At 70.1% G+C, this 22986-nt stretch carries 18 protein-coding genes and 1 riboswitch; of the genes, 3 read left to right on the forward strand and 15 right to left on the reverse strand.

What is annotated here, in order from left to right:
• Positions 1–58: 58 nt before the first annotated feature.
• Positions 59–940, reverse strand: coding sequence for a Dyp-type peroxidase (locus HWY45_RS02280; protein ID WP_059566216.1), 882 nt, complete (start codon positions 938–940; stop codon positions 59–61).
• A 511-nt stretch (positions 941–1451) separates the two neighbouring features.
• Here HWY45_RS02280 and HWY45_RS02285 point away from each other — a divergent pair.
• The gene (locus HWY45_RS02285; protein ID WP_059884393.1) at positions 1452–3314 is read left to right on the forward strand and encodes an ABC transporter ATP-binding protein; all 1863 of its coding nucleotides are present in this window, start codon (positions 1452–1454) and stop codon (positions 3312–3314) included.
• A 42-nt stretch (positions 3315–3356) separates the two neighbouring features.
• Here HWY45_RS02285 and HWY45_RS02290 read toward each other — a convergent pair whose 3' ends face one another.
• From HWY45_RS02290 to HWY45_RS02340, 11 genes are all read right to left on the reverse strand, one after another.
• Entirely contained in the window at positions 3357–4595 is a 1239-nt protein-coding gene (locus HWY45_RS02290) for a voltage-gated chloride channel family protein (protein WP_059884394.1), read from the reverse strand.
• An 85-nt stretch (positions 4596–4680) separates the two neighbouring features.
• Positions 4681–4785, reverse strand: a riboswitch (Fluoride riboswitch).
• A gap of 42 nt (positions 4786–4827) precedes the next feature.
• The gene (gene cheB / locus HWY45_RS02295; RefSeq protein WP_059810561.1) at positions 4828–5844 is read right to left on the reverse strand and encodes a chemotaxis response regulator protein-glutamate methylesterase; all 1017 of its coding nucleotides are present in this window, start codon (positions 5842–5844) and stop codon (positions 4828–4830) included.
• Positions 5841–8135 carry a hybrid sensor histidine kinase/response regulator gene (locus tag HWY45_RS02300; protein ID WP_059884395.1) on the reverse strand — a complete coding sequence of 765 codons (2295 nt, stop codon included), beginning with the start codon at positions 8133–8135 and terminating at the stop codon, positions 5841–5843. Before HWY45_RS02300 ends, cheB begins: the two co-directional genes overlap by 4 nt.
• Complete coding sequence (locus tag HWY45_RS02305; protein ID WP_059884396.1) at positions 8132–8830, reverse strand: chemotaxis protein CheW; 699 nt, start codon at positions 8828–8830, stop codon at positions 8132–8134. Before HWY45_RS02305 ends, HWY45_RS02300 begins: the two co-directional genes overlap by 4 nt.
• Positions 8827–10251, reverse strand: a complete 1425-nt coding sequence (locus HWY45_RS02310) for a CheR family methyltransferase (RefSeq protein ID WP_059884397.1) — start codon at positions 10249–10251, stop codon at positions 8827–8829. The genes HWY45_RS02305 and HWY45_RS02310 overlap by 4 nt, the downstream gene beginning before the upstream one ends.
• On the reverse strand, positions 10248–10763 hold the full coding sequence (locus tag HWY45_RS02315) for a chemotaxis protein CheW (protein ID WP_059810565.1): 516 nt from the start codon (positions 10761–10763) through the stop codon (positions 10248–10250). The genes HWY45_RS02310 and HWY45_RS02315 overlap by 4 nt, the downstream gene beginning before the upstream one ends.
• Entirely contained in the window at positions 10760–12436 is a 1677-nt protein-coding gene (locus HWY45_RS02320; protein WP_059810566.1) for a methyl-accepting chemotaxis protein, read from the reverse strand. The genes HWY45_RS02315 and HWY45_RS02320 overlap by 4 nt, the downstream gene beginning before the upstream one ends.
• 138 nt (positions 12437–12574) lie before the next feature.
• Positions 12575–13675, reverse strand: coding sequence for a hybrid sensor histidine kinase/response regulator (locus HWY45_RS02325; protein ID WP_059884398.1), 1101 nt, complete (start codon positions 13673–13675; stop codon positions 12575–12577).
• A gap of 394 nt (positions 13676–14069) precedes the next feature.
• Positions 14070–15653, reverse strand: a complete 1584-nt coding sequence (locus HWY45_RS02330) for a Na+/H+ antiporter (protein WP_059565181.1) — start codon at positions 15651–15653, stop codon at positions 14070–14072.
• A gap of 248 nt (positions 15654–15901) precedes the next feature.
• Positions 15902–17335, reverse strand: coding sequence for an aldehyde dehydrogenase family protein (locus tag HWY45_RS02335; RefSeq protein WP_059884399.1), 1434 nt, complete (start codon positions 17333–17335; stop codon positions 15902–15904).
• 48 nt (positions 17336–17383) lie between these two features.
• Positions 17384–19024: an acetolactate synthase large subunit gene (locus tag HWY45_RS02340; RefSeq protein ID WP_059565179.1), complete on the reverse strand. Its 1641-nt coding sequence runs from the start codon at positions 19022–19024 to the stop codon at positions 17384–17386.
• A 351-nt stretch (positions 19025–19375) separates the two neighbouring features.
• Between HWY45_RS02340 and HWY45_RS02345 the strand changes: the two genes are divergently transcribed.
• Positions 19376–19714 carry a type II toxin-antitoxin system RelE/ParE family toxin gene (locus HWY45_RS02345; protein WP_059884400.1) on the forward strand — a complete coding sequence of 113 codons (339 nt, stop codon included), beginning with the start codon at positions 19376–19378 and terminating at the stop codon, positions 19712–19714.
• 3 nt (positions 19715–19717) lie between these two features.
• Positions 19718–20017 (forward strand): addiction module antidote protein, encoded by a 300-nt coding sequence (locus HWY45_RS02350; RefSeq protein ID WP_059565177.1) that lies wholly within the window; start codon positions 19718–19720, stop codon positions 20015–20017.
• A gap of 46 nt (positions 20018–20063) precedes the next feature.
• Here HWY45_RS02350 and HWY45_RS02355 read toward each other — a convergent pair whose 3' ends face one another.
• From HWY45_RS02355 to andAb, 3 genes are all read right to left on the reverse strand, one after another.
• Positions 20064–21350 (reverse strand): DUF445 domain-containing protein, encoded by a 1287-nt coding sequence (locus HWY45_RS02355; protein ID WP_059884401.1) that lies wholly within the window; start codon positions 21348–21350, stop codon positions 20064–20066.
• A gap of 82 nt (positions 21351–21432) precedes the next feature.
• Entirely contained in the window at positions 21433–22653 is a 1221-nt protein-coding gene (gene andAa / locus HWY45_RS02360; protein WP_059884402.1) for an anthranilate 1,2-dioxygenase system ferredoxin--NAD(+) reductase, read from the reverse strand.
• On the reverse strand, positions 22643–22969 hold the full coding sequence (gene andAb / locus HWY45_RS02365; protein ID WP_048022186.1) for an anthranilate 1,2-dioxygenase ferredoxin subunit AndAb: 327 nt from the start codon (positions 22967–22969) through the stop codon (positions 22643–22645). Before andAb ends, andAa begins: the two co-directional genes overlap by 11 nt.
• Positions 22970–22986 lie beyond the last annotated feature (17 nt).

A 22986-nucleotide genomic window follows, 5' to 3' on the forward strand; every position in this document is an offset into this window, starting at 1 on the left:
TAAAAAAAGCGGGCCGCGCATCGCGCACGGCCCGCCCGTCACCCTTGCCGCGCGGCGCTTACAGGCCGAGCGCGGACAAATCCAGCTTGCCGCCCTTCATCGGCGGGCACCAGAAATACGCGCCCGTCAACGGCCGCGTGAAGCGGAACAGGCCGTCGACGATCCCGTCGTCGGCGCCGCTCATCCGGCGCATCTGCACGTCGAACGCGCGGAACGAATGGCCGAACGCGACGAAGTACAGGCCCGCGCGACGCGCATCCGACCACGGCGCCGAACGGCGCAGCATGAACGCTTCCGGCTCGAAGCTCTCCTGCGCGGTGCGCTTCACGTGCGCGAATTCCGGCGCGTCGTCGAGTTCCTCGTTGTCCGACTTGCGGCGCCCGACGATGTTGTCCATGTCGTCCGACGGGATGCTTTCCATCCGGTCGAAGTCGTGCAGCCATTGCTGGACCGCGACGAAGCTCGCGCCGTCGAGCCCCGCGCCCTGCCCCGACACGATCGCCGCCGCCACCGCGTCGTCGCCGGTCGGGTTCTCGGTGCCGTCCTCGTAGCCGGACAGGTCGCGATCGTTCGAATAGCGGAACGCGTCGACCGCGTCCTGCAGCGCGAACGCGGGCGCGAGCAGCCGCTCGATCGCCCGCGCGCGCAGCGTGATCTCGCCGCGATCGTCGGAGCGCAGCCAGACCCACACGTCGGCCGGCGTCGCCGGCAGCGTCCGGTCCTGCACCGCGAAGGCCGGGAACGTGGTCAGGCCGGCGATCGGGCGCCCGAGGTGCGCCGCGAGCGAATGGCCGAAGCCGACGACGGCGTCGCGCCCGTCGACGGCCTCGCGCAGCGCGGCGAGCGCCGCCGCGACGTTGGCTTGGTTGGAAATCGTGAAAGTGAGGTATCGGGCCGCCGCATCGATCGGAGCCAGAATGCCTTGCTGAACGTCGCTCATCGTTTCCCCAGGAATGTGTCGTGAATCTGCGTTTGGCCGCTTGGGCCGGCGCGCCGGGCCGCCGTCGGGCCGCCGCATCGGGCGCGCAGCCATGCAGTTTAATCGATGCGCGCGCACCCGCCGGGCGGCGCGGCGCACGCCGGATCGCTTCGAAGATTGAAACCGGGGCCGCGCCGCTGATTTAAAACGTCTCGGCGCGGCAACGCGATTCATCAGAACATTGCAGCCGATTGAATTCTGCTGATAGAATCCATTTACGTCTTTTTGACGCCTTTTCAATCATTCACTTCAGGGAGGTGCTGATGTTCCGAATGCAGTCCGCCTTCCCGAACGTGGTCCCACGGCACAGCTGATCCAGCCTGCCGTCCGCGCCGGCGCCTGACGGCCCGCGCACGTTCCCGACAGCCCGCTTGTTTCGCCCCGCGTCGCGCACGCGGCGGCCGGCTGTTGCGTTTTCGATGTTTTCCCTGACCCGGAAAGTCCCGTCGCGCGATGCGCCGGGCAACGACCCATGACCAGAAAAACCACCCAACAGGGCGACCATGCGTTCCAGGCCGTCTTCGGCTTCACCCTCCACTACTGGCGGCGGCAGCCGGCGCGCGTCGCCGCCGTCGCGGCGTTCTCGCTGCTCGCCGCGCTCGCGGACGTGCTCACGCCGCTGTTCGCCGGCCGCCTCGTCGACGCGCTCGCGCTCGGCGTCACCAACCGGGCGGCCGCGTGGCACGCGGCGCTGTCGGCGTTCGGCGTGCTCGCCGCGCTCGGCATCGGCGCGACGCTGCTGCGCCAGGGCGTCTACGTGAACATCATCGCGCTCACGCTGAAGATGATGGGCGAGATCGCGACCGCGTCGTTCCAGCGCGTGCAGCGCTTCTCGACCGACTGGCACGCGAACAACTTCGCCGGCTCGACGGTGCGCAAGATCACGCGCGGGATCTGGGCACTCGACCTGCTGAACGACACGCTGCTGATCGCGCTGCTGCCGTCGCTGACGATCCTGGTCGGCGCGACCGTGCTGCTCGGCTCGCACTGGCCGTTGATGGGGCTCGTCGTCGGCCTCGGCTCGCTGCTGTACATCGCGGTGACGGTCGCGATGTCGCTCGGCTTCGTCGCGCCCGCCGCGCGCCTCGGCAACCTGTGGGATACGCGCATGGGCGGCTCGCTCGCGGATGCGGTGAGCTGCAACGCGGTCGTCAAGGCGTTCGGCGCGGAAGTGCGCGAGGAGGCGCGGCTGTCGCGCGTGATCGGCAAGTGGCAGAAGCGCACCCGGCGCTCGTGGCTGCGCGGCACCTTCAACGGCGGCCTGCAGGGCGCGATGCTCGTCGCGATCCAGGCGGCGATGATCGGCGTCGCGCTGAAGCTGTGGGCGAGCGGCGAAGCGAGCGTCGGCGACATCGCGTTCGCGCTGACGATGTTCTTCATGCTGCAGGGCTACCTGCGCGACGTCGGCTTTCACATCCGCAACCTGCAGCGCTCGGTGAACGACATGGAAGAACTCGTCGCGCTCGAGCGCCATCCGCTCGGCATCGACGACAAGCCGGACGCGCAGCCGATCCGCATCACGCAAGGCGAGATCCGCTTCGAGCACGTGATGTTCCGCTACGGCAACCATCCGGTCGCGCTGTACGACGACTTCTCGATGCGCATCGCGCCCGGCGAACGGGTGGGCCTGGTCGGCCACTCGGGCTCCGGCAAGACGACGTTCATCAAGCTGATCCAGCGCCTGTACGACGTCTCGGGCGGCCGCATCACGATCGACGGCCAGGACATCGCGCAGGCGCGCCAGGATTCGCTGCGCGGCCAGATCGCGATCGTCCAGCAGGAGCCGGTGCTGTTCCACCGCACGCTCGCGGAGAACATCGCGTATGCGCGCCCGGGCGCGAGCCGCGCCGACATCGAGCGCGCCGCGCGGCTGGCGAGCGCGCACGACTTCATCGCGGCGCTGCCGGACGGCTATGACACGCTGGTCGGCGAGCGCGGGATCAAGCTGTCGGGCGGCGAGCGCCAGCGTGTCGCGATCGCGCGCGCGTTCCTCGCGGATGCGCCGATCCTGATCCTCGACGAAGCGACGTCGAGCCTCGACAGCGAAAGCGAGGTGCTGATCCAGCAGGCGATGGAACGGCTGATGGAAGGCCGCACGACGCTCGTCGTCGCGCACCGGCTGTCGACCGTGCGCGCGCTCGACCGGCTGCTGGTGCTCGATCGCGGCAAGGTGATCGAGGAAGGCAGCCACGACGCGCTGATCCGGATCGACGGCGGCGTGTACCGGCGCCTGTTCGAGCGGCAGGCGCTGGAGCTCGCGAAGGGGCTCGCGGACGGCCCGTGCCGCGACACGCTCGACGGCGCGAAGCCGCTCGGGCAGCCCGCCGAGGCCTGACGGCCGGCCCGCGCGCGGCGCCGGGGCGGCGGGCACGGCCCGTCAGTCCCCGGCCCGCTGCGGGGCCTTTTCGACCGCGACGCGCTGCGCGCGATAAATTCCCGCGTGCCCCGAAAACAGATACGCAACCACGCACGCGACCATCGCATACACGCCGATATCCGCGCCGAACAGCTCGATCGCCATGATCGTCGACGCGATCGGCGTGTTGGCCGCGCCTGCGAACACCGCGACGAAGCCGAGCCCCGCGAGCACCGGCACCGGCAACGCGAGCACCTGGCCCAGCGCATTGCCGAGCGTCGCGCCGATATAGAACAGCGGCGTCACTTCCCCGCCCTTGAAGCCCGACGCGAGCGTGACGACGGTGAACGCGAACTTGCCCGCGAAATCGTACAGCGGCAGCGGGCCGCGAAACGCCGCCTCGATCGTCGGGATGCCGAGGCCGAGATACTGCGGCACGTTCAGCACGGTGGCAGCCACCGCGACGAGCACGCCGCCCAGCACCGGCTGCAGCGGCGCATAGCGCACGACGCGCCGGAACCACGCGGTCAGCGCGTGCGTCGCCTGCGCGAACAGCCGCCCCACCACGCCGAACGCGATGCCCGCGACGACCGTCGCCGCCAGCCCCGTCGCCGACACGGCAGGCACGAACGGAATCGCATAGGCCGTGTGATGCACGCCCCACGCGCGGCACACGACGTCCGCGACGATCGCCGACGCGACGCAGGCGAGCAGCGCGTCGTAGCGCACGCGCCCGATCGCGAGCACCTCGAGCCCGAACACCGCGCCGGCGAGCGGCGTGCCGAACACCGACGCGAAGCCGGCCGCGATCCCGCCCATCAGCAGCACGCGCCGGTGCTCGCGGTCCAGCCGGAACGCATGCGTGACGCGATCGGCGAGCGCGCCGCCCATCTGCACGGCCGTGCCCTCGCGCCCGGCCGAGCCGCCGAACAGGTGCGTGACGACGGTCGCGACGAGCACGAGCGGCGCCATCCGCTTCGGCACGAGCGCCTTCGGGTCGTGGATCTCGTCGATCAGCAGGTTGTTGCCGCGTGCGACCGACTGGCCGAAGCGATGGTAGATCCAGCCGGTCGCGAAACCGGCGGCCGGCAGCCCCCACAGCAGCCACGGATGCGCGACGCGGGTGCCGGTGGCCCAATCGAGCGCGATCAGGAACAGCGCGGACGCCGATCCGGCCAGCGCGCCGAGCAGCGCCGAGAGCGCGAGCCAGCGGCACACGTAGCGCACGGTCGCGAGGAAGTCGGCAGAAGTGTTGAACATCGGGTGATTTCCAGGTTCGACGGAACATCAAACCCGGGCGGCAGGAGGATACCGCGTGGACGGCCTGCGACCTCCTGAAACCCAGGAACACGCAGGCATCATCAGCCGGTCGACCGGCGGTTGAGGGCTTGTGCCGGCTCGTTGCGAGCGGGCCCGGGCCCCGGGGAGGCATGCCATCTCCGAAGCGCGCATTCTACGCGACGGCCGGCGCCGCGCGCAACGTGCCGCGCGCTCAGCGCCGCGGCGGGCACGTCACGCGCGCGACCAGCTGCGGCGCGATCTGCTCGAGCGGCAGGATCGCGCTCGCCGCGCCGATCGCGGCGGCCGCCTTCGGCATCCCGTAGACGGCGCTCGTCGCCGCGTCCTGCGCGATCGTGTAGCAGCCCTTCGCGCGCATCGCCTTCAGGCCGAGCGCGCCGTCGCGCCCCATGCCCGTCAGCAGCACGCCGATCGCGTCGCCCTGCCAGCCGTCGACGACGCTGTTGAAGAACACGTCGACCGACGGCCGGTAGGGCGTGTCGGCCGGATGCCGCGTATAGGCGAGCACGCCGCGCGGCGTCAGGATCAGGTGATCGTTGGTCGCCGCGAGCAGCACCTCGCCGCGGCGCGGCACGGCGCCCGGCCGCGCGACGCACACCGGCAACCGCGTATGGCCGTCGAGCCATTTCGCCATGCCGAGCGCGAACGCCTGGTCGACGTGCTGGACGATCACGATCGCCGCCGGGAAATCCGCCGGCAGCGCGCGCAGCAGCGCGGTGAGCGCGGTCGGCCCACCCGCCGACGCGCCGATCGCCACCAGCGCCGGCTGGCCGCGCACCGGCGCCGGCTTGGGCGGCGCGAAGGCCGGCGGGCGGCTTTCGAGCAGCCGGCCGATCTGGTCGATCTTCGCGAGCAGCGGCTGCGCCGCGTCGCCGCCCAGGCCGAGCGCCAGCGTCGGCGTATCGACCGCGTCGAGCGCGCCCGCGCCCATCGCCTCGTAGACCGACGACGTGCTCGCGCTGACGGACGCGGTCACGACCAGGATCGCGCACGGCGCGCGCGCCATGATGCGGCGCGTCGCGGCCACGCCGTCGAGCTTCGGCATCACCAGGTCCATCAGCACGATGTCGGGCGGCTGCGCGACGCAGAAATCCACGGCCTCGTCGCCGTCGGTGGCGACCCACAGCACGCGATGATCGGGCCGCAGCGCGAGCACGCGGCGCAGCGCCTCGACCGCGAGCGGCATATCGTTGACGATGCCGATGTTCATCCGCGGGCGTCCCCGATCAGGTCGCGCACCGCATCGAGCAGCGCCTCGTCGTGGAAGCTGCCCTTCGCGAGGTAATAGTCGGCGCCGGCATCGAGCCCGCGGCGGCGATCCTCGTCGCGGTCCTTGTACGACACGATCATCACCGGCACGCGCTTGAGCTGCGGATCGCTCTTGATCAGCGTGACGAGCTCGATGCCGTCCATGCGCGGCATGTCGACGTCGGTGACCACGAGGTCGAACGCTTCGCTGCGCACCGCGTTCCAGCCGTCCATCCCGTCCACCGCGATCGTCACGTCGTAGCCGCGCTTTTCCAGCAGCTTGCGTTCGAGCTCGCGCACCGTCAGCGAATCGTCGACCACCAGCACGCGCCGGCGGCGCTCCGCGAGCGCATGCTGCGGGTCGCGCACCAGGTTCGCGAGCTGCCCGCCGCGCACGAGCTTGTCGACCGAGCGGATCATGTCCTCGACGTCGACGATCAGCACCGGGTCGCCGTTCTCCAGCAGCGCGCCCGCCGCGATGTTCTGGATCTTGTGCAGCCGGCCGTCGAGCGGCTGCACCACGAGCATCCGCTCGCCGAGGAAGCGGTCGACCGCGACGCCGTACAGCTCCGGCTCGCCGCCGACCACGATCACCGCGGCGTGCGCACGCGACACGTCGGGCTCGCCCGCGTCGAGCAGCTGATGCGCAGCGACGAGCCCGACGCGCCGGCCGTCGAACGGGAAATGCGGCTGCCCTTCGAGCACGTCGATCTCGGCGCGGTCGAGCTCGAGCGTGCGGCGCACGTGCGCGAGCGGGAACGCGTACGGCTCGCCGCCGACCTCGACCAGCAGGCTGCGGATCACCGACAGCGTGAGCGGCAGCTGCAGCACGAAGCGCATGCCCGCGCCCGGCTCGTTGAAGATCCGCACCGCGCCGCGCACGCCGCGCACCATCTCCTGCACCGCATCGAGGCCGACGCCCCGGCCCGACACGTCGGTCACCGCGTCGCGCATCGAGAAGCCGGGCAGCAGCAGGAATTCGAGCAGCTCCTGGTCGGACAGCCGCGCGGCCGTCTCGTCGTCGGTCAGGCGCTGGCGCACCACCGTCGCGCGCAGCGCATCGAAGTCGGCGCCCGGCCCGTCGTCGCTGACGCTGACGAGCAGCGACCCGGCGCTGTGGCGCGCCTCGAGCGTCACGCTCGCGGCGGCCGGCTTGCCGCGCGCGCGCCGCACGTCGGGCGGCTCGACGCCGTGGTCGATCGCGTTGCGCAGCAGATGGCCGAGCGGCGCGTCGAGCAGGTCGAGGATGTCGCGGTCGACCTGGGTCGCCTCGCCGACGATCGAGAACCGCACCTGCTTGCCGAGCGAGCGCGCGAGATCGCGGACGACGCGCGGGTAGGCGCGCGTCGCGTCGCCGAACGGCCGCATCCGGCACTGCAGCGCCTCGTCGTACAGCTGCCCGGCGAGATGCGTGCTGCGCCGCTCGAAGCGGTCGAGCTCGTCCATCCGTTCCGCGAACGCGCGCTGCAGGTCGTTGAGCATGTGCCGCACTTCGTTCAGCGACGCGAGCGCGCCCGTGTCGAGCGTGTCGGTGAAGCGCTCGACCAGCCCGTCGAGCGAACGCGCGGCGTCGCGCTGCGCGCGCTTCACGCGCAGCATCGATTCGGCGAACGGCTTGAGCCAGCGCGATTCGACCAGCGATTCGCCGGACAGGCTCAGCAGGCGGTCCAGGCTGTCCGCGCGCACCCGGCGCATCGCGCCCGCGCCGCGCGCGGGCTGCGCCGGCTCGGCAGCGGCAGCGGCAGCGGCAGCGGCGCCCGGCGCGAGCATCGCGTCATCCGCTTGCGCCACGTCGCGCGCAGACGGCTCGGGATCGGCCGGCGCAGGCGCCAACGTTTGCGCCACCGCCTGCACCGCGCCCGGATCGCCCGCGCCTGCCAGCGCCGCGACGAACGCATCGATCTCGGCCGGCGACACCGGCTGCGCGTGCGGATCGGCGACCCGCACGAGCAGATCGACGCCGGCCAGCAGCGCATCGACGTGCGCGGCCGTCAGCGCCGCCGTGCCGCGCTGCACGGCGACGAAACATTCCTCCATCCACCCGGCGATGTCGACGCCTTGCGGCACGCCGACGATGCGCGCCGCGCCCTTCAGCGAGTGCGCGGCGCGCATGCAGGCCTCGAGCGCCGCGGCGTCGGGGGCGCCGGATTCGAGCGCGAGCAGCCGCTCGGACAGCGCGTGGGTCTGCGTGCGCGTCTCCTCGCGATACAGTTCGAGCAGCGACAGGCGGCTCAGGTCATCGTCCACGCTCATCGCATGCTCCGCGTCACGGCATCGAACAGGCGGTCGTCGTCGAGCAGGCCGATCGACTTGCCGCGCCACGCCAGCACGCCGCGCGACAGGCCGGCGCTCGCGCGCCCGACCGTCGCGGGCACCGGCACCCACTCCGACGCGCCGAAGCGCAGCACGCCCTCAACTTCGTCGACCGGGAACACGACCGGCTCGCCCTGATGCGCGGCGACCAGCAACCGCGTGAAGCCGCCGCCCGCGCCATCGCCCGCCGTGCCGATGCCGAGCAGCGCGCCGAGCGAGATCGCAATGCGCAGCGTGCCGCGGATATTGACGACGCCGCGCACGGCCGGATGGCGACGGTGCGGCAGCGAATGGATCGGGCGCGTATCGGCGATCTCGTGCAGCACGCCGATCGGCAGCGCGAGCCATTCGTCGCCGACGCGGAACGCGAGCGCCGCCTGCCGCGTGTCGACGCAGGCCTCGCCGCGCGCATGCGCCGCGTCGCGCGCGCCCATGCGGCGCGCGGCGTCGGCCAGCTCGGCGCCGTCGAGCGGCCGCTCGAGCAGCTTCGCCGCGTGACGCGCGTAGACCGGGCAATTCAGGCAGCGCTGATAGTCGTTCAGCCGCTCGCAAGTCCGGTCGCCCCGCGTGCCGATCCGGTTCCAGCAATCGTCGACATCGATCGTCAGGTCGGTGGGGTCTGCGACGTCGCTCATCTTGTCCTCGTGTCATGCAGGCGTGTGTGCTGCGCGACGCCCGCGTCGAATTCTCCCGCCGTGCGCCGCGCGCGCTCGAGCAGCCATTGCGCGCGGGCGCCGTCGCCGCCCGCGTCGAGCAGCGTCGCGAGATGCGTCAGCGCCTCGTGGTGCGTCGGCCGCAGGTACAGCGCCTTGCGGTAGAAGTCGCTCGCTTCCGCGGTTCGCCCCCGCGCATCGGCGATCAGCCCGTGCAGGCAGTACGCGTCCGCATGCGGCCCGGCCTGCGCGATGAATCGTTCGAGCGCGCGCTCGGCTTCGTCGAACGCGCCCGCGTTCGCGAGCGCCTGCGCGTGTTCGAGCGTCGGCGCGGCGGCGCCGGAGGCGTCCGGGCCGGCCTCCGCCATGCCCGCTTCCGCATGGCGCGACGGCGCGGCGGCGGGCGCGATCGGCCGCGCGGTGTCGGCGAACCACGCGGGCGTCGCCCGCGGCGCCGCGACGCGCGCGGCAGCATACCGGTCGGACCGCCAGCGCGGCACCGACGGCGCCGGCGGCACGGCCGGCAGCGCCGCCGCGAGCCCGTCGGCCAGCCGTTCGGCGGCGCTTGCGCGCTGGAATGCGAACGCGAGCGGAATCCGCGCGGAACGCAGCCCGTGCCGCATCGCGACGCCGGTCTCCGCCGGGCCGACGAACAGCATCCCGTCGTCCGCCAGGCTGCGTTCCAGCGAGCGGATCACGCGATCCTGCGCGTCGCGGTCGAAGTAGATCAGCACGTTGCGGCAGAACACGAAGTCGTAGCGCGCGCCCGGGTCGCCAAGCGGCTCGATCAGGTTCGCGCGCCGGAACTGCACGCACGCGCGCACGCGATCGTCGAGCAGCCAGCCGTCCGCCGCCTGCGTGAAATGCCGCGAGCGAAACCCCGTCGCGGCGCCCCGGAACGCGTTGCGCCCGTAGCGGCCGAGCCGCGCATGGTCGAGCGCCTTGTCGCTCAGGTCGATCGCGTCGATCGTGAAATGCGCGGGATCGAGCCCCGCGTCGAGCAGCGCCATCGCCGCCGAGAACGGCTCCTCGCCGCTCGAGCACGGCGCGCTCAGCACCCGCACGACGTGCGCGGGCCGCGCGGCGCGCCGCTCGACCGCGAGCCGCGCCAGCGTCGCGAACGCCTCGCGGTCGCGGAAGAACCAGGTTTCCGGCACGACGAACAGCTCGATCAGCGCGCGCCGTTCGTCGGCGCTCGCGTTCAGGTGCTGCCAGTACGCGTCGAGCGCGTCCGCGGACACCGGCGCGCGGGCGACCGGCGCCATCCGTTCGCCCTGCGCCGCCCGCACCGCGTGAATGCGTTCGGTCAGCGCGCGCATCAGGAAATCGTTGCCGAGCGAAGCGGGATCGATGCCGGTTTCGCGCAGCAGCCACGTACGAAAACGCCACTCGGGATGACTCATGCCGGCGCTCCCTCGTGGGCGGACGGTTCGTCGAACAGATGCAGCCCCGCGACCGCGTCGATCATGTCGCGCACCGACACCTGCTGCACGATGCCGTCCGGCGTGTTGGCGACCGGGCCGAGCCAGCGCGTGCGCGGCGTCGCGACGCCGGTCGCGCGAAACGCGGCGCGGTCGATCCGCATCGTCTGCGTCGCGCGCTCGACGATCAGCCCGAACACGCGCTCGCGTGCGGCCGCGTCGTCCGGGCGATGCCGGACCATCACGAGCCGCGTCGAGCGCAGCGCGTGCGCGGGCCGGCCGAGCGCGAGCATCGGCACGTCGATCACCGGCACCGGCACGCCGTCGCGCATCAGCAGCCCGGCGACCCACGGCGGCGCGCCGGGCACCGCCTTCGCGGCCGCGAGCGGCAGCACCGCATCGATCGTGGCCGCGTCGAGCGCATAGCGTTCGCCGTCCAGCTCGAACAGCAGGAACAGCGCGTGCGCGCCGTGCTGGGCGTCCGCGCGAATCACGCGTCGACCTTGAAGCGCGACACGCTGGTGCGCAGCTGGTTCGCGACGAGCGTCAGGTCGTCGATCGCCTGCGACGACTGGCGCAGCGATTCGGCCGTCTGCTGCGCGGCCTCAGACAATTGCGACAGCGCCTGCGTGATCTGTTCCGCGCCGGTCGCCTGCGTCTGCATCCCTTCGTTGACCATCTGGAAGCGCGGCGCGAGCGTCTGCACCTCGGCGATGATCTGCGACAGCTGGCCGCCCACCTGCTGCACGTCGCGCATCCCGCGGCGCACTTCCTCCGAGAACTTGTCCATGCCCATCACGCCGGCCGACACGGCCGACTGGATCTCCTTCACCGTCTGCTCGATGTCGTAGGTCGCCACGGCGGTCTGGTCGGCGAGCCGGCGGATCTCGGTCGCGACCACCGCGAAGCCGCGGCCGTATTCACCGGCCTTCTCGGCCTCGATCGCCGCGTTCAGCGACAGCAGGTTGGTCTGGTCGGCCACCTTGGTGATCGTCGCGACGACCTGGTTGATGTTGAGCGCCTTTTCGTTGAGGATCGCGAGCTTCGCGTTCACCGAGCCGGCCGCGTCCATCACGCTGCGCATCGTCTCGCCCATCCGCGTGAGCCCGCTCTGGCTCACGCCGGCGAGCGTCGCCGACTGCTCGGCCACGCCCGCCACCTCGTTCATCGTGCGCAGCAGGTCGCGCGACGTCGCGAAGATCTCGCGGGACGTCGCGCCGATTTCGGTGGTCGTCGCCGCCGTTTCGTTCGCGGTGGCCTGCTGCTCGCGCGACGTTGCCGCGATCTCGGCGACCGACGTCGTCACCTGCAGCGACGACTGCTGCGCGCGCGCGACGAGCTCGGTCAGCTCGTCGGCCATCCGGTTGAAGCCTGTCTCGAGCGTGCCGAATTCGTCGCGCCGGTTCAGCGCGAGGCGCTGCGTCAGGTTGCCGGTGCGCATCACGTCGTGCACGTCGACGAGCCGTGCCATCGGCACCGTGATCGCGCGGAACAGCGCATAGCCGAGCCCGAGCGCGGCCAGCAGCACGATGGTCAGCGCAACCGCCACCACGATCTCGGTGCCCTGCACGGATTCGCGGATCAGCTTCGCGGACTGGTCCGCGAACGCGCGGTTCTCCTGCACCAGCGAGTTCGCGTTGCGCACCACCTCCGTCCACAGCGGCCGCACGTTCGCATACGCGGCGACCGCTTCGGCGTGCGACCCGTGGCTCTTCTGCACGGCGTCGTTGAGCAGCGGCAGATAGCGGTCGTACGCGGCGCGGAACGTCGTGAAGCGCGCGCGGTCGTCTTCGCGGAACGTCGAGTTCTGGTAGTCGACCGACAGCTTGTCGATGTCCTTCACCACGTCGGCGATCCGCGCGAGCTCGCGGCGTGCCGCTTCCGGGTCCGTCTCGACGAAGGTCGCCTGCTGCAGCAGCATGAACGATTCGTTGACCGACGCGCGCAGCGACGACGCGAGATACACGCCCGGCAGCGAGTCGCGCTCGATGCTGACGGCCTCGGCGTCGATCGCGCGCAGGCGTTCGTACGACAGCCCGGCCGTCAGCAGCATCAGCACGAACAGCACGCCGAAGCTGAGCAGGATGCGGTTGCCGAGCGTCAGCCGGGCGGCGCCGATCGTCGGATGCAAGCTTTCATTGGTCGCGCGGGGCGTCACGGTGGCCATGTTCGTTATGGACTTTCAGAGTCTGCGTTGAAAAAAGGTTCGCGCCGGCCGGCGCCCGCGGGTGGCGGTGCGACGGGGACGCATGGGATACCGGCGTTGCCGCCGGGTGCCGCCCGCCCTGCCGGGCGATGCGCGGCGTCAGCGTTCGGGCTGGGCGGGCTGGGCCGGCAGCCGCAGCGCGACCATGAAGCCGCGTTCGGTATCGCGCATCAGGATCTGGCCGCGATGCCGCGCCGCCGTCGCGCGCACGAACGCCAGCCCGAGGCCGAAGCCGCCGCGCGCCGCGCCGTGCGCGGGCTCGAGCCGGACGAACGATTCCGTCGCCGTCGCGCGCTGCGTCTGCGCGATTCCGCCGCCGGCGTCCTCGACGCCGATCAGCCACGCGCCGTCCTCGCCCGCCAGCGTGCAGTGCACGTCGGCGCCGGCCGGGCCGTACTTCAGCGCGTTGTCGATCAGGTTGGCGACCGCGCGCGTCAGCATCATCCGGTCGCCCATCGTCACGCACTCGGCCGCCGGCACCTGCGCGACCACCCGGCTGCCGAACCCGGCCGCTTTTTCCCACAGCTGGTCGACCGCGTCGAGCACGATCTCGTTGAGGCTCACGACCTCGTGCGCGCGGCGCTCCGACTGCGCGCGGGTCAGGTGGATGAAGCCGTCGGCGAGCGCGAGCGCGCGCCGCGCGTGGCCCGCGATCCGCGCCATGATCGGCGGCATGTCGCCGTGCTCGGCGCGGTAGACGTCCAGCAGCGCGAGGATCGACGTCTGCGGCGAACGCATGTCGTGCGACAGGAAATCGAGCGCTTCGTCGCGCTGGCGGGACATCAGGTAGGAATTCGAATGGTAGCGAATGCGCGCCGTCAGCTCCATCGCATCGGGCAGCTTGACGAGATAGTCGTTCGCGCCGGCGACGAACGCCTCGCGCTTGACGACCGGCTCCTCCTTCGCGGACAGCACGATGATCGGCACGCGCGCGGTGGCCGCGTCCGCGCGCCACGCGCGCACGAGATCGAGGCCGTCGATGTCCGGCATCACGAGATCCTGGAGGATCACCGTCGGCTTCACGTCGCGCGCGACGACCATCGCCTGCTGCGCGTCGGTGCAAACATGCAGATCGATGTCATGTTCGCTGCGCAGCGCGCGGCGGATCACTTCGCCGACGAACGCCTGATCGTCGACGAGCAGGACCGATAAGCCGGATTCAAAACAGTCCGGCGTATTTTCATCGATCGATTCTTTCATAAACACTGTTTCAAAAGCGGAGTCTCCACTCGATTATTTCGCGAGAGTTGTTTATCCGATTTAAACGCTATCTCATATTTACAGAAGATCGATCCCCCTGTAATCGCCGAACCGGCTTGCCGGCGCTGCCGCACGGGGTTTCGGAAATCGACTTTTCCCATTGACGCGCGTGCGCATTGAGCGGCTTCTCTCAATAAAGATAGGCAGCCGATTCTAAATGAAATTGGAGAAAAGCATCCATCTCTGCCCCATTTAGTTTTGCCAAATAAGCAAATTGATCCGGGGTGCGATAAATCCGATCATTGCCGGGGCGCGAAAGCGCGCATGCCGGTGCAACATGCGCGCGAATGTTTGCATGCGCTGCAAACAGCGGGGCGAGGCGCCCGGACGCCGCTCATCCGCGCGCGTGGTGCGCGGACACTTCCTGCAGGTCGAGATCGCGTTCGAGCGCATGCAGCATCTCGTCGTGGATGCAGCCCGAACGATGCAGGCGCAACAGCTCCGCGCGGCCGGCCGCGATCGCGGCCAGCACGACGTCGTAGTGCGCGGCGCGCGCGCTGTCCGGAAACGCGGGCTCGTCCTGCAGGCGCGCGGTCAGCTCCGCGCGGTACGTGTACTGCTCGAGCAGGCGCGGATGGATCACGACGCCGTTCTCGTCGCGCACGAGCGGCTGGATCGCCGCGAGCTGCGCCGCCTCGACGCGCGCCCACGCCTGCGGCTCGCTCAGATGATGCGCGGCGTGCCCGTGCTGCTGCGGCAGGCGCAGCAGCCGGATCAGCGGGCCGATCGTCGTGCCCTGCAGCAGCACGGTGACGAGAATCACCGCGAATGCGGCCACCAGGATCAGGTCGCGGCCCGGCATCGTGTCGGGCAGCGACAGCGCGACCGCGAGCGTGACGACGCCGCGCATCCCGGCCCAGCTCATCACCGTCGCGGCCTTCCAGTCCGGCCGGCACGCGCTGCGCGTGAACCAGCGGGTCGGCCATTTCAGCACCTCGACCGCGTAGATCCACAGGAAGCGCGACACGACCACCGCGGCCAGCACCGCGAGCACGGCCGGCATCATCGTGCCGAGCACCTGCTCGAAGCCGCCGAGCCGGTGCACCACGCCGCGCAGCGAGAGCCCGATCAGCACGAACACGAGCGCCTCGAGCAGGAACACGATCACCTGCCAGAACGCGGTGGCGCGCGTGCGCACCGCCGCCGAGAACACTTCGTGCTGGTGCCAGCCGAAGATCATCCCGGCCGTCACCGTCGCGATCACGCCCGACACCTCCAGCATTTCGCCGGCGATGTACGCGATCCACCCGGCGAGCACCGCGACGGTCACCACGAGGTAGTCGTCGTCGAGCTTCTTCAGGAACCACACGACGAGCCGGCCGACGATGAAACCGACCACGACGCCGCCGAGCCCGAGCTCCGCGAAACGCAGCACCGCGTGCTGAAGGCTGAACGCGCCGGTCAGCGCGGCGGCCACCGCGAAGCGGAACAGCACGAGGCCCGCCGCGTCGTTCAGCAGGCTTTCGCCTTCGAGCAGCACCATCAGCCGGCGCGGCAGCGCGACGCGTTCGAGCACGGCCTTCGCCGCGACCGCGTCGGGCGGCGACACGATCGCGCCGAGCGTGAAGCACGCGGCCCACGGCAGCGACGGCACGGCCCAGTGCACGGCCAGCCCGACCGCGAGCGTCGTGAACACCACCGCGCCGATCGCGAGCAGCAGGATGCCGCCGACGTTGCGCTTGAACTCCTCCCACACGGAGAAATACGCGCCGTCCATCAGCAGCGGCGGCAGGAACACCACCAGCACCAGGTCGGGGTCGAGGTTGATCGGCGGCAGGCCGGGAATGAACGCGATGCCGACGCCGCCGACCAGCAGCGCGGCGGCGGGCGGCAGCCGCAACCGCTTCGCGATGCATTCGAGCGCGACGATCGCGAGGAAAGACAGCAGGACCAGCTTGAATGCCGATACGGGAGACATGAACCGACCTCGTGAAGAATGAATCCGCGGGCGTCCCGGAGTCGTACCCCGGTCGGCCGTTTGGCGCGATTACATCACGATGCCGCGCCCGCAGTCGAGGGCGTTCGGCACGCCGGCGCGCGGCGGACGCGCGCTGCCCGTTGCCGCACATGCATCCTCCGCGCGGCCCCTGCCGACGTGAAAACGGCACGCGGGCCGGCCCGATCGCCCGCCCGCGTGCCGTCGCGGCACGGCCGCGCTGCCGCGCGCTACCTGCGCCGCACGATCATCAGGCGCAGCTCGGTCATGTCCTCGATCGCATAGCGGATGCCCTCGCGGCCGAGGCCCGAATCCTTCACGCCGCCGTACGGCATGTTGTCGACGCGGAACGACGGCACGTCGTTGATCACGACGCCGCCGACCTCGAGCTCGTCCCACGCGCGCTGCGCATGCGCGAGCGAATCGGTGAACACGCCGGCCTGCAGGCCGAAATCGCTGTCGTTCACGCGTGCAAGTGCATCGTCGAAGCGGTCGAACTTCTCCAGGATCGCCACCGGGCCGAACGCCTCCTTGCGGTACAGGTCCTGCTCATGGCCGACGTTTTCCAGCAGCGTCGCCTCGAACATCGCGCCGTCGACCTTGCCGCCCGCGACGATCTTCGCGCCGGCCGCCACGGCCGCGTCCATCCAGCCCGCGAGCCGGCGCGATTCGGATTCGGAGATCATCGGGCCGACGAACGTCGCCGGATCCTTCGGGTCGCCCATCTTCAGCGAGCCGGTCTTCGCGATCAGCTTCTCGCGCAGCGCGTCGTACAGATCGGCGTGCACGAGGATCCGCTGCACGCCGATGCAGCTCTGCCCCGACTGGTAATACGCGCCGAACGCGAGCCGCTCGACCACGTAGTCGAGCCGCTCGCGCTGGTCCGCATCGACGATCGCGGCCGCGTTGCCGCCGAGCTCCAGCACGACCTTCTTCTTGCCGGCCTTCTCCTTCAGCGCCCAGCCGACCGCCGGCGAGCCCGTGAACGACAGCAGCTTGAAGCGCTCGTCCGTCGTGAACAGGTCCGCGCCGTCGCGATGCGCGGGCAGCACCGAGAACGCGCCCTTCGGCAGGTCGGTTTCGGCGAGCACCTCGCCGATGATCAGCGCGCCGATCGGCGTGCGGCTCGCGGGCTTCAGCACGAACGGGCAGCCGGCCGCGAGCGCCGGCGCGACCTTGTGCGCGGCGAGGTTCAGCGGGAAATTGAACGGCGAGATGAACGAGCACGGGCCGATCGGCACGCGCTTCGTGTAGCCCGTGTAGCCCTGCGCGCGCGCGGAGATCTCGAGGTTGATCACTTCGCCGTCGATGCGCACCGATTCCTCGGACGCGACGCGGAACGTGTCGATCAGCCGCGTCACCTCGCCCTTCGAATCGTTGATCGGCTTGCCGGCCTCGATGCACAGCGCCTCTGCCAGCTCGTCGAAGCGCTCGCGAAACCGTGCGACGCAGTGGTCGAGCACCGCCTGGCGCCTGAAGGCGGGCAGCTCGCGCATCGGCTTGGCGGCCTCCACCGCCGCGGCGATCGCCGCGTCGATCGCCTTCGCATCGGCCAGCGCGACGCGCGTCGCGACCGCGCCGCTGTACTTGTCGGTCACTTCGAGATCGGTGTTCGCGTAGACGGCTTCGTTGGCCAGGTAGTACGGATAGGTGTCCTTCAGCATGGAGCGTCTCCTTCCGGAAAACGGTGAAAACGGGGAATAGCGGCGAAGTCAGAGCTGCGCCGACAGGCGCTTGATCTCGCGGTTCAGCACGCGCTCGTTGTCGGAGTAGTCGATCGGCACGTCGATCACGTGCACGCCCGGCGCCGCGAAGCACTCGCGCAACAGCGGCTCGAGATCGTCGGCCGACTCGACCCGGTGGCCGTGCGCGCCGTAGCTCTGCGCATACGACACGAAATCCGGGTTCTGCAGCGTCATCGCGAAATCGGGGAAATTCATGTTCTCCTGCTTCCAGCGGATCATCCCGAACGCGTCGTCGCGCAGGATCATCACGACGATGTCGAGCTTCAGCCGCACCGCCGTCTCGAGCTCCTGCGAGTTCATCATGAAGCCGCCGTCGCCGCACACGGCGATCACCTTGCGCTGCGGATGCACGATCTTCGTCGCGATCGCCGACGGCAGCCCCGCGCCCATCGACGCGAGCGCGTTGTCGAGCAGCAGCGAGTTCGGCTCGTGTGCGCGCCAGTAACGTGCGAACCAGATCTTGTACATCCCGTTGTCGAGACAGACGATCCCGTCGGCCGGCAGCGCGCGGTACAGGTCGTTGACGATGCGCACCGGATACATCGGGAAGCGCGGGTCGCTCTGCCCCTTCTGCAGGTGCGCGTCGAAATGCTCCTTGATCATCGTGAAGCGCGCGAAATCCCAGTGCGGCTGCGGCGCGAGCGCCTCCTTCATCTGCCATACCGCGTTCGCGATGTCGCCCACCACCTCGATCTGCGGGAAATAGACGGGGTCGACCTGCGCGCCGAGGAAGTTCACGTGGATCACGGTCTTGTCGTCCGCGCGCATGAAGAACGGCGGCTTCTCGATCACGTCGTGGCCGACGTTGATGATGCAGTCCGCATGCTCGATCGCGCGGTGCACGAAGTCGCCGTCGGACAGCGTCGCATTGCCGAGCCACAGCGGGTGCGTTTCGTCGATCACGCCCTTGCCCATCTGCGTCGTGAAGAACGGGATGCCCGTCTTGTCGACGAATTCGAGCAGCATCTTGCAGGTGGTCTTGCGATTGCCGCCCGCGCCGATCATCAAGAGCGGATGGCGCGCGGCCTGGATCGCGTCGACCGCGTGCGCGACCGCCTTCTCCTCGGCCACGGGCCGCCGGCTGTAGCTGCGCGGAATCGGCTTGCCGTCGCCCTCCTCGTGCGCGATGTCCTCCGGCAGCTCGAGGTGCGCGGCGCCCGGGCGCTCTTCTTCCGCGCGCCGGAACGCCTCGCGCACGGCCGACGGGATGTTGCCGATCGACACGATCTGCCGCGTGAATTTCGTGAGCGGCTGCATCATGTCGACGACGTCGACGATCTGGAAGTGGCCCTGCTTGCTGGACTTGATCGGCTTCTGCCCGGTGATCATCAGCATCGGCATCCCGCCGAGCTGCGCATACGCGGCCGCCGTCACGAAGTTGGTCGCGCCCGGGCCGAGCGTCGCCAGGCAGACGCCCGTGCGGCCCGTCAGGCGCCCGTAGGTGGCGGCCATGAAACCGGCCGCCTGCTCGTGCCGGGTCAGCACGAGCTTGATCCGCGACCGCCGCAGCGATTCGAGCAGATCGAGGTTTTCCTCGCCGGGAATGCCGAACACATACTCGACGCCTTCGGCTTCCAGCGCCTTCACGAACAGATCCGATGCTTTCATGGGGGACTCTCGGTTAATGCCGCCTGCCCGGCCTACGGGCGCGCGGCGTTCAGGACGCGCGCCGGCCTACGGCGCGCGGACGCTTTACCTATCAGACTCTGACCACACTGCACATGCCCGCCGCGCGATGCGCGGCGGTGCCTCCGGAGCCCGGAGGACGAACGGATCCGCCGGCGCGCAACGCGTGCGCGCGGGCGGCAAAGACGTTTTTGATTGTAGACGGATTCGGGAAATGCCGACTTCGGTCGGCGGTGGCCTCGAAGGGGTCGACCGAATGGCCATTTGACCGAGGAATGGAGCAGGCGGCCTTATCGTGGAGGTACCGGAAACAGCATCCGAAATATGTGAACCATGGTTGACACACCTCAATCGATACCCTACTGTGCCCCTACGTTCAGCATCCGGACCACCGACGTCTTCGACGCGTGGTTTGCCGGCCTGTCGGACCGTATCGCGAAACGCCGCATCCAGGCGCGCATCGACCGCCTCGCGACGGGCAATCCGGGCGACTGGAAATCCGCCGGCTCGCCGGTCGTCGAAATGCGTGTCGACCATGGCCCCGGCTATCGCATCGATTACGTCCGGCGGGGAACGATATGGGTGATCCTGCTGTGCGGCGGCGACAAGTCGACGCAACAGGCGGACATACGCGCCGCGCACGCGATGCTCGCGCATCTCGCTATGGAGTGATCGATGGACAAGATCAAGACCCGGCCATGGGATTCGGCCGAACACCTGAAGACCGAAGACGACATGGCCGAATACTTCGACGCCTGTCTGCAGGAGGCCGGCGACGATCCGGCCTTCATCGCGCACGCGCTCGGCGTGATCGCGCGTGCGCGCGGCATGTCGCAGGTCGCGCGCGACGCGGGCCTGTCGCGCGAAGGCCTGTACAAGGCACTGTCGCATGACGGTAACCCGAGCTTCGGCACGATCCTGAAGGTGATCAAGGCGCTCGGCCTGCAACTGCACGGCGCGAAAGCGCAAGCCTGATTCCGGCGCGCGCGACGTCGCGCCTCTTCTCGGCGGTCCGGCCGCCTCAATGCAGCCAGCCCCCCGCCAGGCGCGGCGCGAGCGACACGAGATACAACCCGAGCCCGATCAGCCCGCCGACCAGCGTGCCGTTGATGCGGATGTACTGCAGATCCTTGCCGATGTTGAGTTCGATCTGCCGCGACATCTCGCGCGCGTCCCAGTTGCGCACCGTGTCGCGGATGTGACGCATCAGGAAATCCGCGAAGTCCGGCGCCATCTCGTGCACGGCCTTCTCCACATGCTCGTTCAGCGACGCGCGCAGCGCGGGGCTTTCCGAAAGCCGCGCGCCGAGCCAGCCGCCGAGCGTCGCGGCCTGCCGGTGCAGCGCCGAATCGGCGCGCGCGAGATCGGCCTTCAGCCACGCGCGCAGTTGATCCCACAAATCGCGCAGATACGCATTGAACGCGTCGCCGTCGCGGATGTAGCGCCGGATTTCCTCGCCCTTCTCGATGAATGCGGGGTCGTGCTTCAGGCGTTCGGTCAGCGCCGCGACCGTGCGGTCGAACCGCTGCCGCAGCTCGTGTTCGGGGTCGGCCGCCACGCCTTCGAGCACGCGGCTCACCGCGCTCGCGAGCAGCTGCGCGCCGTGCTCGCCGAGCCACTGGGTCGGCAGCAGCTTCTCGACCTTCGGATACTGCGTCTTCAGCCATTCGACGATGAAGCCCGCGATCACCTCGCGGTTCTCCTCCTTGCCGAGCACGTCGACCACCTGCGCGATCGCGTCGTCGAGCAGCGCCTGGTGGCGGCCGTCCTTGGTCAGCGTGTCGAGAATCGCGCCGGCCGATTGCGACAGGTCGATACGGTCGATCATCGCGCGGAACGCATCGTGGACGAACGACTGGATCCGCGCGTCGTCGGTCATGTCGAGCGCGAAGCCGATCAGCTTCGTCGCGTAGCCGCCGAGCGCCTCGGTGTTCGCGGGCTCGCCGAGCCACGCGCCGAGCTTGCTTGCCGGATCGTGCTGGCGGATCTGCGCGGCGAGCGCGTCGGGGCCGAGGAATTTCTCGCGGACGAACACCGCGAGGTTGTCGGCGATCTTGTCCTTGTTCTGCGGGATGATCTCGGTGTGGCGCGACACGAACGGGATCGGCACGCGGCGGAACAGCGCGACCACCGCGAACCAGTCGGCGAGCGCGCCGACCATCGCGGCCTCGGCCACCGCCTTGATCCCGTCGACCCACACGCCGCGCGGCAGGAAGATCGTCGTCACGAATACCGCGACGGCAACGAGCAGCAGCGACAGCGCGCGGCGCTTGCTGCGGTTCAGTTCAAGGGCTTTGTCTGGCGTCATGGGCAACCGGCGAATCGGCGATGCCGCTAATATCCCCGATTTCGCCGCGCCCGACAAACGCGCGGACATGCCGCGCGCCGCTTCAGAGCAACGTTTTCAGGTTCACCGACGGATCGGCGAGCCGTTGCGGATCGGGCACGGCCCCCGCCGCGATCATCCGGCGGCACGCGCCGATGTCGCGCCCCGCGTTCACCGCGGCCGCCGCGACGAGCCTGCCGTCTTCGCCGAGCCCGAATACCGTGAACGCCCCGTTCGAAGGCTCGCCGCGCACGACCGTGGCTCGCTCGCCGCCGAACAGCCCGAGCATCTGCAGGTTGCAGTCGTATTGATCCGACCACAGCCACGGCAGCTCGGCGTACGTCTCGTCCGCGCCGAGCGCGTTGGCCGCCGCGACGGCCGGCTGGTTCTCCGCGACCTGCCACGACTCGATCCGCACGTGGCGGCCGAGCAGCGGATTGAAGTGCATCGTCACCTCGCCCGCCGCGAAGATCGCCGAATCGTTTGTGCGGCAGCCTGAATCGACACGCACGCCGTTGTCGACCTCCAGCCCCGCGGCCTGCGCAAGCTCGACGTTCGGCACGACGCCGATCCCGACCACCACGACGTCGGCCGCCACGTCGCCGCGATCGGTCTCGATCACCGCGCCGCCGCACGCGCCGCGCCGGATCGCGCGCGGCAGCGTCGACAGTTGAAACGCGACGCCGCGCCCGTCGTGCATCCGTTGCGCAAACGCGCCGACCACTTCAGGCAATGCGCGCTGCAACAGGCCCGCGGCCGGATCGATCACCGTCACCGAACAGCCGAGCTGACGCGCGGCCGCCGCGACTTCCAGACCGATGAACCCGCCGCCGAGCACCGCGACATGCTTGCCCGGCGCCAGCGCCGCGCGCAGCGCGCGTGCATCGGCAACCGTGCGCACGTAATGCAGCGCCACGCCCGCGTCGACCGGCCCGCCGAACGTGCGGACCCGCGAACCGGTCGCGAGCACGAGCCGCCGATACGGCAGCGTCGCGCCGTCGTCGAGCCGCACGCGGTGCGCATCGCGCTCGATCGCGTCGACCCGCGTGCCGAGCCGCAGGTCGATGCGCTGCGCGTCGTACCACGCGGCATCGCGCACGAACGCGCGCTGCGCGCCGTCGTCGTGCAGCAGCGCGTCCTTCGACAGCGCGGGCCGGTCGTACGGCAGCTCGCGTTCCGCGCCGATCATCACGATGCGCGCGTCGGCGTCGCGCGCGCGCAGCGCCTCGGCGGCCCGCCGCGCCGCGTGCCCGGCGCCGACGATCACGATGGGATCAGCCGACATTGACTTCCACCTGCCCGTCGACGATGCGGATCGGATAGGTCCGCACCGGTTCCGTGATCGGCGCGCATTTCGGCGCGCCGGTGCGGATGTCGATCAGCCCCTGGTGCAGCGGGCATTCGACGCAGCCGTCCTCCACGTAGCCTTCGGACAGCCGCGCATGGCCGTGCGTGCAGAGGTCGTGCATCGCGAACAATTCGTCGCCGATGCGGAACACCGCGACCGGTTTCTGGCCCGCGACGCGCGCCGCCGGTTCGTCTTCGGAGAATTCGTCAAATGCGCCGAGCGGATGCCACTCGGCCAGCGTTGCTTCGGTCATGTCGATTCCTTGCTTCG

It is taken from the genome of Burkholderia stagnalis (assembly GCF_902830275.1).
Lineage (GTDB): Bacteria > Pseudomonadota > Gammaproteobacteria > Burkholderiales > Burkholderiaceae > Burkholderia > Burkholderia stagnalis.